Source organism: Shewanella sp. SP1S1-7 (assembly GCF_031932105.1).
Taxonomy (GTDB): domain Bacteria; phylum Pseudomonadota; class Gammaproteobacteria; order Enterobacterales; family Shewanellaceae; genus Shewanella; species Shewanella baltica.
This window is the reverse complement of the sequence record NZ_JAUOEU010000049.1, coordinates 1-15608: the sequence shown is the minus strand read 5'-3', so window position 1 is coordinate 15608 and position 15608 is coordinate 1. Positions and strand designations below refer to the sequence as shown.

The following is a 15608-nucleotide window of genomic DNA, read 5'->3' as shown; positions in this document are numbered from 1 at the left end:
CGCGACAGAGATTAGTTTGAAAAGGAAGCTTCGGCTTCCTTTTTTGTTTAAGTGGATTATTTCACAGGTTTTGTGGATTGCATGGGATTCGCATCCTTGCTTACAAAGTCGAATAAGAATACAATCTATGGCCGATTTTTGACCCTGAGCTTATGCTATTTTGCGTTTCTAAGGGTGTTCGGAAATGCAGAGTATGATGTGGGAATTATGCCCGTCAATTAATGTGCTCTAAGCTCAGGCCGTATTGAGTAACGGAAAAACCGATGACAACAAATACTGAAAACCAGAACAATTCTCTGGATATCGTGAAGTGGGGTTTAGTGATTGTATTACTAGCCGCTGCTGTTATTGGCAATCAAATGTATAGCGAAGCCAGTGCCGTAATACGTGCGCTTAGTGTTATCGTTGCATTCGCTATTGCTGGTTTTATTGCGCTTCAGACTGTAAAAGGTAAAAAAGCGTTAGCTTTTGCCCGTGAAGCGCATATCGAAGTGCGCAAGGTTGTATGGCCGACGCGTCAAGAAGCACTAAACACCACTTTTATTGTCCTTGCAGCAACAGGTATCTTAGCTCTTATCCTTTGGGGTATGGATGCTGTGTTAATGCGAATTGTCAATTTTATCACTGGCGTATAGGCACCTCGAATGACTGAAGCTAAAGAAGCTAAAAAAAGATGGTATGTAGTGCAGGCATTCTCAGGCTATGAAGGCCGAGTTTGTAAGTCACTGATTGAATACATTAAGATGCACGGCATGGAAGAATACTTCGGCGAAGTATTGGTCCCGACTGAAGAAGTCGTTGAAATGCGTGCAGGTCAGCGTCGTAAGAGCGAACGTAAGTTTTTCCCTGGCTATGTGTTAGTCCAGATGGAAATGAACGATGACAGCTGGCATTTAGTCAAAAGCATCCCGCGTGTTTTAGGCTTTATTGGCGGAACCTCTGATCGTCCTGCCCCAATTTCCGATAAAGAAGCGGATGCAATTCTGCGTCGCTTACAAGAAACGACAGCGTCACCGACTCATAGAACTATCTTCGAGCCTGGTGAAGTGGTGCGTGTGTGTGATGGTCCATTTGCTGACTTCAACGGTACCGTTGAGGAAGTGGATTATGACAAGAGCCGCGTAAAAGTATCAGTAATGATCTTTGGTCGTTCTACGCCAGTTGAACTTGACTTTAGTCAAGTTGAAAAAGGCTGATTAAATAAAATACAAAATCCGTTTGGCAACGGGGGCGAGTTTCTATATAATCCGTCCCCGTTGTTTTCGGGGGAGCACGTCAGCATGTCGCTGATGCGCGTTTGAACCCAAACTGAGGAAATGTCAGATGGCAAAGAAGATTGATGCTTATATTAAGCTACAAGTAAAATCAGGTTCTGCGAACCCGTCACCACCAGTTGGTCCAGCTTTGGGTCAAAAAGGTGTGAACATCATGGAATTCTGTAAAGCGTTTAACGCCCGTACAGAAAAAATGGAAAAAGGCATGCCTATTCCTGTCGTGATCACTGTATACAGTGACCGTTCATTCACTTTTGAAACTAAGACTTCTCCAGCGTCTTACTTACTGAAGACTGCTGCAGGCCTGAAATCAGGTTCTCCACGTCCAAACACTCAGAAAGTGGGTACTATCGCACGCGCTAAAGTTCAAGAAATTGCTGAACTTAAAGCTGCCGATATGACTGGTGCTGACATTGAAGCGATGACTCGCTCAATCGAAGGTACTGCGCGTTCAATGGGTTTGGTTGTAGAGGATTAATATAATGGCAAAGCTAACTAAACGCATGCGCGTAATTCGCGAAAAAGTTGACGGTACTAAAAGCTACGATATCAACGAAGCTGTTGCTCTGTTAAAAGAATTAGCAACTGCAAAATTCGTTGAAAGTGTAGACGTAGCAGTTAACCTGGGTATCGACCCACGTAAATCTGACCAAAACGTTCGTGGTGCAACAGTGTTGCCACACGGTACTGGTCGTGACGTTCGCGTTGCAGTATTTACACAAGGTGCAAATGCTGAAGCGGCAAAAGCTGCTGGTGCTGAGCTAGTTGGTATGGATGATCTGGCTGAGCAAATCAAAGCCGGTGAAATGAACTTCGACGTGGTTATCGCATCTCCAGATGCAATGCGCGTTGTTGGTATGTTAGGTCAAATCTTAGGCCCACGTGGTTTAATGCCTAACCCTAAAACAGGTACAGTAACACCAAACGTTGCTGAAGCTGTTAAGAATGCCAAGGCTGGTCAAGTTCGTTACCGTAACGACAAGAACGGTATTATCCACACTACTATCGGTAAAGTGGATTTCACACCAGTTCAATTGAAAGAAAACTTGGAAGCGTTGATCTCTGCACTGAAAAAGGCTAAGCCTGCAGTTGCTAAAGGTGTATACGTGAAAAAGGTTAGCATCTCTACCACTATGGGTGCAGGTGTTGCAGTTGATCAAGCTACGCTTGAGACAACCATATAATTTTACAAGGTGAGCGTATTAATCTATAATGCGCGCACTTTGTGGGTTGAAGCCTGTTTTATCGCCGTTTAATTGGTTGTAACTCAGGTTTCCGTCCAAGACCGCAGGTGTTTTTTGTAAAAATAACTTAATTTCCTGCGTAGACGGTGTCAGGCCCCAGCTAAATTTTTTTACTGGATAATCTGCACCGTAAGTCACTAAATACATAAGTATTTAGTATGGTAAATACTAGGGAATACCCTAGGTAGAATCCAGGAGTAAAGCCAATGGCATTAAGACTCGAAGACAAAAAAGCGATTGTTGCTGAAGTCAACGAAGCTGCCAAAGGTGCGCTATCTGCAGTTGCCGCTGATTCTCGCGGTGTGACTGTAGGTGCTATGACCGGTCTGCGTAAAAAAGCTCGCGAAGCTGGTGTATATGTACGTGTAGTACGTAACACATTGGCTCGTCGTGCTGTTGAAGGTACAGCTTTTGAGTGCCTAGCAGAAACGTTCACTGGCCCAACTTTGATTGCTTTTTCTTTAGAGCACCCAGGTGCTGCAGCACGTCTGTTAAAAGACTTTGCTAAAGAACAAGCTAACTTCGAAGTTAAAGGCGCAGCCTTTGAAGGGAATTTCATCCCTGCAGCTGAAATTGATCGTTTGGCGAAACTGCCAACATACGAAGAAGCACTAGCTCAGTTAATGATGACTATGAAAGAAGCATCTGCTGGCAAGTTCGTTCGTACACTGGCCGCCCTGCGCGATCAAAAACAAGAAGCCGCTTAATTTCAAGCTGGCTGCTTAATAAAATTGAATTCAGAACAATAGGAAACATTTGTTATGTCTATCACTAAAGACCAAATCTTAGAAGCCTTTGCAGCTATGTCTGTAATGGAAGTTGTTGAACTGATCGAAGCAATGGAAGAGAAGTTCGGCGTTTCTGCCGCTGCTGCTGTTGTTTCTGGTGGCGCTGAAGCTGCTGTTGTTGAAGAACAAACAGAATTCAACGTAATCCTGACTGCTCACGGCGACAACAAAGTTGCTGTTATTAAAGCAATCCGTGGCGCAACAGGTTTAGGCCTGAAAGAAGCTAAAGCTATGTCTGAAGCTGCTCCAGTAGCAGTTAAAGAAGGCGTTTCTAAAGAAGAAGCTGAAGCTCTGAAGAAAGAACTTACTGAAGCTGGTGCTTCTGTAGAAATCAAGTAAGCTATTATTTAGCTTGCTCACCCAAGCCACTTGGGTGGAGGCTGGCGGTTTTTTAACCGTCGGCCTTTTTTGCGCTATATGCGCTGGCGATTTTTTTTCACCGTTTGTCGCCAAATTTTGCAGTCCCTAGCAGAGATTACTGGTTAGGTTCTTGCCATCAACGGTGATGGGCAAACGTGCTGAATTTAATAGCATAAGTTATTTATTCAGTCTTGGTCACATCTCGTAAGCAGAGGAAACCCATGGTTTACTCCTATTCTGAAAAGAAGCGTATTCGCAAAGACTTTGGTAAGCGTCCAAAAGTTTTGGATATCCCTTATTTATTGTCTATCCAGCTAGACTCTTTTAAGAAGTTCACCGATCAAGATCCTACCGGTGAGCGCGGTTTAGAAGCCGCCTTCCGTAGCGTTTTTCCCATCAAGAGCTTTTCTGGTAATTCAGAACTGCAATACGTCAGCTATAAGCTTGGCGAGCCTGTTTTTGATGTGAAAGAGTGTCAGATCCGTGGTGTTACGTACTCAGCTCCACTACGCGTTAAATTACGCATGGTGTTGTATGACCGTGAAGCTGCGGCGGGCACAGTAAAAGATATTAAAGAACAAGAAGTCTACATGGGTGATATCCCATTGATGACGGATAACGGTACTTTTGTTATCAACGGTACTGAGCGTGTAATCGTATCTCAATTACACCGTTCTCCAGGCGTGTTCTTTGATCATGACCGTGGTAAAACCCACTCATCAGGTAAGGTGCTGTATAACGCACGTATTATTCCTTACCGTGGTTCATGGCTTGACTTTGAATTCGATCCTAAAGATGCACTATTTGTGCGTATTGACCGTCGCCGAAAATTGCCTGCGACCATCATGTTACGTGCATTAGAATATTCTACTCAAGAGATCCTCGATCTGTTCTTTGAACGCGTTGAGTTCAAGATCAAGAAAGATACTCTGGTTATGGCTTTGGTTCCTGAGCGTCTGCGTGGCGAAACTGCCAGCTATGACATCAAGGATGCTGAAGGTTCTGTATTGGTTGAAGCTGGTCGTCGTATCACTGCGCGCCACATTCGCCAATTAGAAAAAACCAATACCACTGAGCTCGAAGTGCCAGTTGAATATATCGTGGGCAAATATGCTGCTCAGGATTATATCGATCCGGATACAGGTGAAGTTTTAGTCTCTGCCAACAGTGAAATTAGCCTAGAAGATCTGGCTAAATTATCATTGGCCGGTATTAAAGAACTCAGCACCTTGTATATCAACGAGCTAGATCATGGTGCTTATATTTCAGATACGCTGCGTATCGATTCAACCACTAACCGCTTAGAAGCACTGGTTGAAATCTATCGTATGATGCGTCCTGGCGAGCCACCAACCAAAGATGCTGCCGAAGCACTATTCCAGAACTTGTTCTTCAGTGAAGAGCGTTATGACCTGTCTAAAGTCGGTCGTATGAAGTTCAACCGTCGTCTCAGCATTCCTGATGACGAAGGTAGCGGTGTATTGTCTAAAGAAGACATCGTCGCGGTAATGAAGAACATCATTCATATCCGTAACGGTTTCGACGAAGTCGATGATATCGATCACTTAGGCAACCGTCGTATTCGTAGCGTCGGTGAAATGGCTGAAAACCAATTCCGCGTAGGTTTAGTCCGTGTTGAGCGCGCCGTGCGTGAACGTCTATCTTTAGGCGATCTGAACGAGCTGATGCCACAAGACTTGATTAACGCTAAGCCAATTTCTGCTGCTGTGAAAGAGTTCTTCGGTTCTTCTCAGCTGTCACAATTCATGGACCAAAACAACCCGCTGTCAGAAGTAACGCATAAGCGTCGTATTTCTGCTCTTGGCCCCGGTGGTTTGACTCGTGAACGTGCAGGCTTCGAAGTCCGCGACGTACATCCAACGCATTATGGTCGTTTATGTCCAATTGAGACCCCTGAAGGTCCAAACATTGGTCTAATCAACTCATTAGCAAGCTTTGCCCGTACTAACTCATACGGCTTCCTAGAAACGCCATACCGCAAGGTTATCGACGGCGTGATTACTGACGAAGTGGAATACTTGTCAGCAATCGAAGAAGGTCGTTATGTGATCGCACAGGCGAACATTGAAGTTGACGCGAACGGTCGTATGGCAGAAGAGCAAATTGCTTGTCGTCATAAAGGTGAATCTACCTTTATGCGCGCTGCTGACATCCAGTATATGGACGTTTCGCCACAGCAGATCATTTCAGTTGCTGCGTCGCTCATCCCGTTCTTAGAACACGATGATGCTAACCGTGCATTGATGGGTGCGAACATGCAACGTCAAGCCGTACCAACACTGCGCTCTGAAAAGCCGCTAGTAGGTACTGGTATTGAACGTACACTCGCTGTTGACTCAGGTGTTGTGGTTGTTGCTAAGCGTGGTGGCTTCATTGACTACGTTGATGCGAGCCGTATCGTTGTTAAAGTAAATGAAGATGAGCTGCGCCCAGGCGAAGCCGGTATCGACATTTATAACCTGACTAAGTACACCCGTTCTAACCAAAACACTTGTATCAACCAACGCCCTTGTTGTGCTGTTGGTGAGCCAGTGGTTCGCGGTGACGTGTTAGCAGACGGTCCGTCTACTGACTTAGGTGATTTAGCCCTTGGCCAGAACATGCGTATCGCGTTCATGCCTTGGAACGGTTACAACTTCGAAGACTCGATCTTAATTTCTGAGCGCGTTGCGCAAGAAGATCGTTTCACCACTATCCACATTCAGGAGCTGTCTTGTATCGCTCGTGATACTAAGTTGGGTAGCGAAGAAATCACAGCTGATATTCCAAACGTTGGTGAGTCTGCTCTGTCGAAACTCGACGAGTCAGGTATCGTTTACATTGGTGCAGAAGTGAAGGGTGGCGATATTCTGGTTGGTAAAGTGACGCCAAAAGGCGAAACACAGCTGACGCCAGAAGAGAAGTTACTCCGTGCTATCTTCGGTGAGAAAGCGTCTGACGTTAAAGACAGTTCACTGCGTGTTCCTAACTCTGTTAAGGGCACTATCATCGACGTTCAGGTATTTACCCGTGACGGCGTTGAAAAAGACAAGCGTGCAGTTGAAATCGAAGAGATGCACATTGCCCAAGCTCGTAAAGACTTAGGCGAAGAGTTCAAGATCCTTGAAGAAGGTGTTTTGAGCCGTGCACGTAACCTGTTAATCGGTGCTGGTTTCACTGAAGCGCAAATTGCTGCGTTGCCACGTAAAGATGTTTTGATTCAAGTCATTGACGATGAAGCAAAACAAACTGAACTTGAGCAATTAGCTGAACAGCATGAAGAGCTGAAAGCTGACTTCGATAAGAAGTTTGAAATCAAACGTCGCAAGATCACCCAAGGTGATGACTTGGCTCCAGGCGTACTCAAGATCGTTAAGGTTTATTTAGCGGTTAAGCGTACTATCCAACCTGGTGACAAGATGGCGGGTCGTCACGGTAACAAGGGTGTTATCTCTAAGATTTGCCCAATCGAAGACATGCCGTATGACGAACAAGGTAACCCAGTAGACATCGTATTGAACCCGCTAGGTGTTCCATCACGTATGAACATTGGTCAGGTACTTGAAGTCCATATGGGCGCCGCTGCCAAAGGTATTGGTAACAAGATCACTGCGATGCTTGAAGAACAGCGCGAGCTGGCTGAAGTTCGTGGCTACATCAAGCAAGTTTATGAATTAGGTGACGAAGTGCAACAGCGCGTCGATATCGATTCATTCACTGATGATGAAGTATTACGTCTTGCGACTAACCTGAAAGGCGGTATCCCGATTGCAACTCCTGCATTCGACGGTGCTAAAGAGAAAGAGATCAAGCAGATGCTTGAACTTGCAGGTTTGCCAACCTCTGGTCAGTTGAAGTTGTTTGATGGTCGTACCGGTAACGAATTTGAGCGTCAAGTAACTGTTGGTTACATGTACATGCTCAAACTGAACCACTTAGTTGATGACAAGATGCACGCCCGTTCTACCGGTTCGTACAGCTTAGTGACTCAACAACCACTGGGCGGTAAAGCTCAGTTCGGTGGTCAGCGTTTCGGTGAGATGGAAGTGTGGGCACTAGAAGCATACGGTGCCGCTTATACGCTTCAAGAAATGCTCACCGTTAAATCGGATGACGTTAACGGTCGTACTCAGATGTATAAGAACATCGTCGACGGTAACCATCAGATGCAACCTGGCATGCCAGAGTCCTTCAACGTGTTACTGAAGGAGATCCGTTCACTCGGTATTAATATCGAGTTGGATCAGGCATAAGCGCAGGCCTTTAGCCGCGTTTGGCAAACAGAATGGTGCTCCGTGCGAGCGGAGCACCCGGTTTAACTCCTTCAGGAGAGAAACGTGAAAGACTTATTAAAGTTTCTGAAACAGCAAAGCAAGACTGAAGAATTTAACGGCATCAAAATTGGTCTGGCATCGCCTGATCTGATCCGTTCTTGGTCTTTTGGTGAAGTTAAGAAGCCAGAAACCATCAACTACCGTACCTTCAAGCCTGAGCGTGAAGGTCTGTTCTGTGCGCGTATCTTTGGCCCAGTCAAAGATTACGAATGTTTGTGCGGTAAGTACAAACGTTTGAAGCACCGTGGTGTTATTTGTGAAAAGTGTGGCGTTGAAGTAACCCAAACTAAAGTACGTCGTGAGCGTATGGGTCACATCGAACTGGCTAGCCCAGTTGCGCACATTTGGTTCTTAAAATCACTACCGTCACGTATCGGCTTAATGCTGGATATGACGCTGCGTGATATTGAACGCGTACTGTATTTTGAATCATTTGTCGTGATCGAGCCTGGCATGACCAGCCTTGAGCGTGGCCAAATGCTGACAGAAGAAACTTATCTGGATGCATTAGAAGAATACGGTGATGAGTTCGAAGCTAAAATGGGTGCCGAAGCAGTGCTTGAACTGTTACGTGCTATCGATTTAGCGAAAGAAATCGAACAAATGCGTGAAGAATTGCCTTCAATCAACTCTGAGACTCGTCGCAAGAAAGTGACTAAACGTCTTAAGTTGATGGAAGCATTCTACACTTCAGGCAACAAGCCTGAGTGGATGATCTTAAAAGTACTGCCTGTGTTACCACCTGACTTACGTCCATTGGTACCGCTCGATGGCGGCCGCTTCGCGACTTCAGATCTTAACGACCTGTATCGCCGCGTGATCAACCGTAACAACCGTTTGAAGCGTCTGTTAGATTTAGCTGCGCCAGACATTATCGTACGCAACGAAAAGCGTATGTTACAAGAGTCTGTTGATGCGCTATTAGATAACGGTCGTCGTGGTCGTGCTATTACCGGTTCTAACAAACGTCCTCTGAAATCTTTGGCCGATATGATCAAAGGTAAGCAAGGTCGTTTCCGTCAGAACTTATTGGGTAAGCGCGTTGACTATTCTGGTCGTTCGGTCATTACCGTAGGTCCTACTCTACGTCTGCACCAATGTGGTCTTCCTAAGAAGATGGCATTGGAACTGTTCAAGCCATTCATCTATGGCAAGCTAGAAGGTCGTGGCTTAGCTACTACCATCAAAGCAGCTAAGAAGATGGTTGAGCGTGAAGTGGCGGAAGTATGGGACGTTCTGGATGAAGTGATCCGCGAACATCCAGTGATGCTCAACCGTGCACCAACACTGCACAGACTGGGTATCCAAGCATTCGAACCAGTACTGATTGAAGGTAAAGCCATCCAGTTACACCCACTCGTTTGTGCGGCATACAACGCCGACTTCGACGGTGACCAAATGGCGGTACACGTACCGTTAACACTGGAAGCGCAGCTTGAAGCCCGTGCCCTGATGATGTCTACCAACAACATCCTGTCACCAGCCAACGGCGAGCCTGTTATCACCCCGTCTCAAGACGTGGTATTGGGTCTGTACTATACCAGCCGTGAGCGTATTAACGGCCGTGGTGAAGGTATGGCATTTATGTCTGTTGCTGAAGTTGAAAAAGCTTACGCAACTGGCGCTGCTGAACTGCATGCCCGCGTTAAAGTGCGTATCACTGAAACCATTATTGGTGACGCAGGTGAACGTACTGAACAACGTCGTATCGTTGATACTACTGTGGGTCGTGCTCTGCTGTCATTGATTCTGCCAGCAGGTTTGTCATTTGATCTGGTTAACCAGAACATGGGCAAAAAGCAGATCTCTAAACTGTTGAACACCTGTTATCGTCAACTGGGTCTGAAAGATACTGTTATCTTCGCTGACCAATTGATGTATACCGGTTTCCGTTTTGCAACCATCTCTGGTGCCTCTGTCGGTATCGATGACATGGTTATTCCAGACGAGAAATACACCTTAGTTGCTGATGCAGAAGCGGAAGTTCTTGAAATTCAAGAGCAGTTCCAATCTGGTCTAGTTACAGCTGGTGAGCGTTACAACAAAGTTATCGATATCTGGGCAAGTGCCAACGAAAAAGTTTCTAAAGCTATGATGGAAAACCTGTCAACTGAGACAGTGATTAACCGTGATGGTGTTGAAGAGAAACAAGCCTCGTTTAACAGCATCTATATGATGGCTGACTCAGGCGCTCGTGGTAGTGCCGCACAGATCCGTCAGTTGGCGGGTATGCGTGGTCTGATGGCTAAGCCAGACGGCTCAATCATCGAAACGCCAATTACCGCTAACTTCCGTGAAGGTCTAAACGTACTCCAGTACTTTATTTCTACTCACGGTGCGCGTAAAGGTCTAGCCGATACGGCATTGAAGACAGCGAACTCGGGTTACCTGACTCGTCGTCTTGTAGACGTTGCACAAGATTTAGTGGTTATCGAAGACGATTGTGGTACTCACGAAGGTCTAACCATGAAACCGCTGATTGAAGGTGGTGATGTGGTTGAGCCGTTACGTGAACGCGTACTGGGTCGTGTAGTTGCGATTGATGTGTTCTATCCAGGCACTGAAGACGTACTCGCACCACGTAACACGCTACTCGACGAAGCATGGTGTGACAAGTTAGAAGAGCATTCAATCGACGAAGTGATTGTTCGTTCTGTTATTTCTTGTGATACCGATTTCGGTGTGTGTGCAGCTTGTTACGGTCGTGACTTGGCTCGTGGTCATATTATTAACCACGGTGAAGCCATCGGTGTTGTGGCAGCACAATCTATCGGTGAACCAGGTACACAGTTAACGATGCGTACGTTCCACATCGGTGGTGCGGCATCGAGAGCATCTGCAGAAAACAATGTCCAAGTGAAAAACTCGGGTTCATTGAAACTGCATAATGCTAAGCATGTTACTAACAGTGACGGCAAACTGGTTATCGTTTCTCGTTCTTCTGAGCTGGCCGTTATTGACGAGCTGGGTCGTGAGAAAGAGCGTTATAAAGTGCCATACGGTACTGTGCTCGAGAAGCTAGAAGAAGCCGCTGTTGAAGCGGGCGATGTTATCGCTAACTGGGATCCACATACTCACCCAATCATTTCTGAAGTGGCGGGTAGTATCAAGTTCGTAGACATGATTGACGGTGTTACTATGACACGTCAAACAGACGAACTAACGGGTCTGTCATCAATCGTGATCCTTGACGTTGGTCAGCGTGGTACTGCGGGTAAAGAAATGCGCCCAATGATCCGTCTGCTTGGCGCTAACGGTAGCGATTTAATGATCCCAGGTACTGAAGTACCTGCACAGTACTTCTTACCAGGTAGTGCGATCGTTAACTTAGAAGATAACGCGCAAATCAACGTGGGTGACGCTTTAGCTCGTATTCCTCAGGAATCGTCTAAAACACGCGACATCACCGGTGGTCTGCCACGCGTTGCTGACTTGTTCGAAGCGCGTAAGCCAAAAGAGCCTGCTATTCTGGCGGAGATCTCTGGTACCATCTCGTTTGGTAAAGAGACCAAAGGTAAGCGTCGTTTGGTGATTACACCTGCTGATGGCGGCGATCACTATGAAGAGATGATCCCTAAGTGGCGTAACTTAAACGTGTTCGAAGGTGAAAAAGTCGAACGTGGTGAAGTTATCGCTGACGGTCCAGAAGCGGCACACGACATTCTGCGTCTTCGTGGTATCCACAACGTAGCTAACTACATTGTGAACGAAGTACAGGACGTTTACCGTCTGCAAGGCGTGAAGATCAACGATAAGCATATCGAAGTGATCATCCGTCAGATGCTGCGTAAGTGTCTTATCACTTCTGCCGGTGACACTGAGTTCCTTGAAGGGGAACAAGCTGAAGTGTCACGCGTTAAGATCGCTAACCGCGAACTGATCGCCCAAGGTAAAGTGCCTGCGACCTTTGAACGTGAACTACTGGGTATTACTAAAGCATCTCTGGCAACAGAATCCTTTATCTCAGCAGCATCGTTCCAAGAAACCACGCGCGTACTGACCGAAGCTGCCGTAGGTGGTAAGAGCGATCAATTACGTGGTCTGAAAGAAAACGTTATCGTTGGCCGACTGATCCCAGCCGGTACCGGTTACGCTTATCACAAGACTCGTAATGAAGCGCGTGCGAAGAAAAACGAACCTGTAGTAGTGAATAAGATCACTGCAAGTGAAGCCGAACAGAACTTGGCCGATCTCTTAAACCTGGCTGGTAGCCAAGATTAAGTAATCAGTTTGTTATAAAAAGGCGCCTATGGCGCCTTTTTTCTTGGAATATGCCGCAAAAGTTGGCTATTTCTTGACAGTCAGGCATTACCTTTCTAAAATTCCGCGTCCCACCATTGTGGGATATAGATTTTTCACACCTTATCGTTGAGTTTGATTCAACTGACTCGGAGCTATACATGGCAACTGTAAACCAGTTGGTACGTAAGCCACGCGCGCCAAAAGTCGACAAGACTAACGTGCCTGCGTTGAATGCGTGCCCGCAAAAACGTGGTGTTTGTACACGTGTGTACACAACTACCCCTAAAAAACCAAACTCTGCACTACGTAAAGTAGCTCGTGTGCGTCTAACTAACGGTTTCGAAGTGACTTCGTACATCGGCGGTGAAGGCCACAACCTGCAGGAACATAGCGTGATCTTAATCCGTGGTGGTCGTGTTAAAGACTTACCAGGTGTGCGTTATCACACTATTCGTGGCGCATTAGACTGTGCAGGCGTGACTTCACGTCGCCAAAGCCGTTCTAAATACGGTGCTAAGCGTCCTAAGTCTTAACTTATCCGTTAAGTAAGGCCAAGCTAGTTTTATTTTGAGAATTCCAGTTTTGGAAATCCCTGAAGCATACGGAGAATTGTTATGCCAAGACGTCGCGTTGTAGGACAACGTAAAATCCTACCAGATCCAAAGTTTCACAGTGAGTTGCTGGCTAAGTTCATCAACGTCATTATGCAAGACGGCAAAAAGTCGACTGCAGAAAAAATTATTTACAAGGCACTAGATGTTGTCGCTGAAAAGAAAAGCGAAAACCATTTAGTTATCCTTGAAGCAGCCCTGGACAACGTTCGCCCATCAGTCGAAGTTAAATCTCGTCGCGTTGGTGGTTCTACGTACCAGGTACCATGTGAAGTTCGTCCTGTGCGTCGTAACGCACTGGCGATGCGCTGGTTAGTTGAAGCTGCTCGTAAGCGTGGTGAAAAATCTATGGCTTTACGTCTAGCAGGTGAAATGCTGGATGCGTCTGAAAACAAAGGTACTGCTGTTAAGAAGCGTGAAGACGTGCATCGCATGGCTGAAGCTAACAAAGCCTTTGCTCATTACCGTTGGTAATATGATGGTGTGGGCTTAGGCCCACACCATGTTGTTGATATTGCCAAGACTTCGGTCTTGGTGGAGAGGGTATAATAGTGGCTCGTACAACCCCAATTGAGCGTTATCGTAATATCGGTATTTGTGCTCATGTTGACGCAGGTAAAACCACCACAACAGAACGTGTTCTGTTCTATACCGGTTTGTCTCATAAAATCGGTGAGGTGCATGACGGCGCCGCTACCACAGACTGGATGGTTCAAGAGCAAGAGCGTGGTATCACTATCACCTCGGCTGCGGTAACCACATTCTGGCGTGGTATGGATGCTCAATTCACTGAACACCGCATCAATATCATCGATACCCCTGGTCACGTTGACTTTACTATTGAAGTTGAACGGTCTCTGCGAGTCCTCGACGGCGCTGTTGTCGTTTTCTGTGGTTCATCTGGTGTTGAACCTCAGTCAGAAACAGTGTGGCGTCAAGCTGATAAATACCGCGTTCCACGCTTAGTATTTGTCAACAAAATGGACCGTGCAGGTGCTGACTTTGAACGTGTAGTGAAGCAAATTAGAACTCGTCTTGGAGCCACTTGTGTGCCTATTCAATTGAATATTGGCGCAGAAGAAAACTTCAAAGGTGTGATCGACTTAATTAAGATGAAAGCTATTAACTGGAATGAATCAGACCAGGGTATGACTTTCACTCATGAGGAGATCCCTGCAGAGTTAGCGGCTAAAGCGGCTGAAATGCATGAGTATCTAGTTGAAGTAGCCGCCGAATCTTCGGATGAACTGATGGATAAGTACCTTGAAGAAGGCACGCTATCAGAAGACGAAATTAAAAAGGCGCTACGTCAGCGTACTATAAATAATGAAATCGTTTTAGCGACTTGTGGTTCTGCATTTAAGAACAAAGGCGTTCAAGCGGTACTTGATGCGGTTATTGAATTCTTGCCAGCGCCCATTGATGTGCCTCCAATTAAGGGCATCGATGAGAACGACCAAGAAGTAGAACGCCCATCAGATGACAATGCGCCTTTTGCTGCATTGGCATTTAAGATTGCTACAGATCCATTCGTAGGAACTTTGACCTTTATTCGCGTGTACTCTGGCGTACTCGAATCAGGTTCGGGCGTTTACAACTCTGTCAAACAGAAGCGTGAACGCGTAGGTCGCATGGTGCAAATGCACGCAAACGATCGTACTGAGCTGAAAGAAGTCCGTGCTGGTGATATCGCTGCGGCGATTGGTTTAAAAGAAGTGACTACGGGTGATACGCTTTGTGATAACGATCATAGAGTGATCTTGGAACGTATGGAGTTCCCAGAACCAGTAATTACCATTGCCGTTGAGCCTAAGTCAAAAGCCGACCAGGATAAAATGGGTATCGCGTTGCAAAAGCTTGCAGCGGAAGATCCATCATTCCGAGTTGAAACTGACGAAGAATCATCACAAACTCTGATTTCGGGTATGGGTGAGTTACACTTAGACATCATCGTTGACCGTATGCGTCGCGAATTTGGTGTTGAATGTAACGTAGGTAAGCCACAAGTGGCGTACCGCGAGACTATCCGAGCGTCAGTAGAAGCTGAAGGTAAATTTGTACGCCAATCAGGTGGTCGTGGACAATTCGGTCACGTTTGGTTAAAACTAGAGCCTAATGAAGAAGGCGCTGGTTACGAATTTGTCAATGCAGTTGTGGGAGGTGTGATTCCTCGTGAATTCATTCCTGCGGTTGATAAAGGTATCCAAGAACAGATGAAGAATGGCGTTCTCGCTGGCTTCCCTGTGTTGGACGTGAAGGTCACTCTATTCGACGGTTCATATCATGATGTGGACTCGAATGAAATGGCGTTCAAAATTGCAGGTTCTATGGGCTTCAAAAAGGGTGCGCTTGAAGCAAACCCTGCGTTGCTCGAACCTTGCATGAAAGTTGAAGTAACTACCCCTGAAAATTATATGGGTGACGTCGTTGGTGATTTAAACCGTCGTCGTGGCTTGATTGAGGGGATGGATGATGGCTTTGGTGGCATCAAAATAGTCCATGCTGTAGTGCCTCTTTCTGAAATGTTTGGTTACGCAACTGATTTGCGCTCTGCTACTCAGGGTCGCGCTTCATACTCTATGGAGTTCTTGAAGTACTCTGATGCACCGCAAAACATTGCAAAAGCGATTATTGAATCTCGTAGCTAATATCCAGTTACGACATAAATGTTATTATGGTCCAGCACTGACTGGACTATTCTGAAAAGAAAGGAATATATCGTGGCAAAAGCTAAATTTGAACGTATTAAGCCTCA

11 protein-coding genes are annotated in these 15608 nt (G+C 46.1%); all 11 read left to right on the top strand.

The genetic code is table 11. The features are described 5' to 3' along the window. The first annotated feature begins 263 nt into the window (after nucleotides 1–263). A complete protein-coding gene (gene secE, locus Q4Q49_RS21530) occupies nucleotides 264–635 on the top strand; it encodes a preprotein translocase subunit SecE (protein WP_006083613.1) in 372 nt (123 codons plus the stop codon). Nucleotides 636–644: 9 nt separating this feature from the next. Next, on the top strand, nucleotides 645–1196 hold the full coding sequence (gene nusG / locus Q4Q49_RS21525; protein ID WP_106648467.1) for a transcription termination/antitermination protein NusG: 552 nt from the start codon (nucleotides 645–647) through the stop codon (nucleotides 1194–1196). Between the two features lie 127 nt (nucleotides 1197–1323). Beyond that, the gene (gene rplK, locus Q4Q49_RS21520; protein WP_006083611.1) at nucleotides 1324–1752 is read left to right on the top strand and encodes a 50S ribosomal protein L11; all 429 of its coding nucleotides are present in this window, start codon (nucleotides 1324–1326) and stop codon (nucleotides 1750–1752) included. 4 nt (nucleotides 1753–1756) lie between these two features. Further along, entirely contained in the window at nucleotides 1757–2458 is a 702-nt protein-coding gene (gene rplA, locus Q4Q49_RS21515) for a 50S ribosomal protein L1 (RefSeq protein WP_106648466.1), read from the top strand. Nucleotides 2459–2724: 266 nt separating this feature from the next. Further along, nucleotides 2725–3225 (top strand): 50S ribosomal protein L10, encoded by a 501-nt coding sequence (gene rplJ, locus Q4Q49_RS21510; protein WP_006083609.1) that lies wholly within the window; start codon nucleotides 2725–2727, stop codon nucleotides 3223–3225. A 54-nt stretch (nucleotides 3226–3279) separates the two neighbouring features. Beyond that, nucleotides 3280–3645 (top strand): 50S ribosomal protein L7/L12, encoded by a 366-nt coding sequence (rplL, locus tag Q4Q49_RS21505; protein WP_106648464.1) that lies wholly within the window; start codon nucleotides 3280–3282, stop codon nucleotides 3643–3645. 242 nt (nucleotides 3646–3887) lie between these two features. Continuing rightward, the gene (gene rpoB, locus Q4Q49_RS21500; RefSeq protein WP_106648463.1) at nucleotides 3888–7919 is read left to right on the top strand and encodes a DNA-directed RNA polymerase subunit beta; all 4032 of its coding nucleotides are present in this window, start codon (nucleotides 3888–3890) and stop codon (nucleotides 7917–7919) included. Nucleotides 7920–8003: 84 nt separating this feature from the next. Then, a complete protein-coding gene (gene rpoC, locus Q4Q49_RS21495; protein ID WP_312000399.1) occupies nucleotides 8004–12221 on the top strand; it encodes a DNA-directed RNA polymerase subunit beta' in 4218 nt (1405 codons plus the stop codon). A 179-nt stretch (nucleotides 12222–12400) separates the two neighbouring features. Next, complete coding sequence (gene rpsL, locus Q4Q49_RS21490) at nucleotides 12401–12775, top strand: 30S ribosomal protein S12 (protein ID WP_006083605.1); 375 nt, start codon at nucleotides 12401–12403, stop codon at nucleotides 12773–12775. Between the two features lie 81 nt (nucleotides 12776–12856). Beyond that, nucleotides 12857–13327 carry a 30S ribosomal protein S7 gene (rpsG, locus tag Q4Q49_RS21485; RefSeq protein ID WP_011787570.1) on the top strand — a complete coding sequence of 157 codons (471 nt, stop codon included), beginning with the start codon at nucleotides 12857–12859 and terminating at the stop codon, nucleotides 13325–13327. A 77-nt stretch (nucleotides 13328–13404) separates the two neighbouring features. Further along, nucleotides 13405–15501: an elongation factor G gene (gene fusA, locus Q4Q49_RS21480; protein WP_311901098.1), complete on the top strand. Its 2097-nt coding sequence runs from the start codon at nucleotides 13405–13407 to the stop codon at nucleotides 15499–15501. The last annotated feature ends 107 nt before the right edge of the window (nucleotides 15502–15608 follow it).

Excerpts from the sequence above, each read along its gene's own strand:
- secE (WP_006083613.1), top strand. The coding sequence starts at position 264 with ATGACAACAAATACTGAAAACCAGAACAATTCTCTGGATATCGTGAAG.
- nusG (WP_106648467.1), top strand. The coding sequence starts at position 645 with ATGACTGAAGCTAAAGAAGCTAAAAAAAGATGGTATGTAGTGCAGGCA.
- rplK (WP_006083611.1), top strand. The coding sequence starts at position 1,324 with ATGGCAAAGAAGATTGATGCTTATATTAAGCTACAAGTAAAATCAGGT.
- rplA (WP_106648466.1), top strand. The coding sequence starts at position 1,757 with ATGGCAAAGCTAACTAAACGCATGCGCGTAATTCGCGAAAAAGTTGAC.
- rplJ (WP_006083609.1), top strand. The coding sequence starts at position 2,725 with ATGGCATTAAGACTCGAAGACAAAAAAGCGATTGTTGCTGAAGTCAAC.
- rplL (WP_106648464.1), top strand. The coding sequence starts at position 3,280 with ATGTCTATCACTAAAGACCAAATCTTAGAAGCCTTTGCAGCTATGTCT.
- rpoB (WP_106648463.1), top strand. The coding sequence starts at position 3,888 with ATGGTTTACTCCTATTCTGAAAAGAAGCGTATTCGCAAAGACTTTGGT.
- rpsL (WP_006083605.1), top strand. The coding sequence starts at position 12,401 with ATGGCAACTGTAAACCAGTTGGTACGTAAGCCACGCGCGCCAAAAGTC.
- rpsG (WP_011787570.1), top strand. The coding sequence starts at position 12,857 with ATGCCAAGACGTCGCGTTGTAGGACAACGTAAAATCCTACCAGATCCA.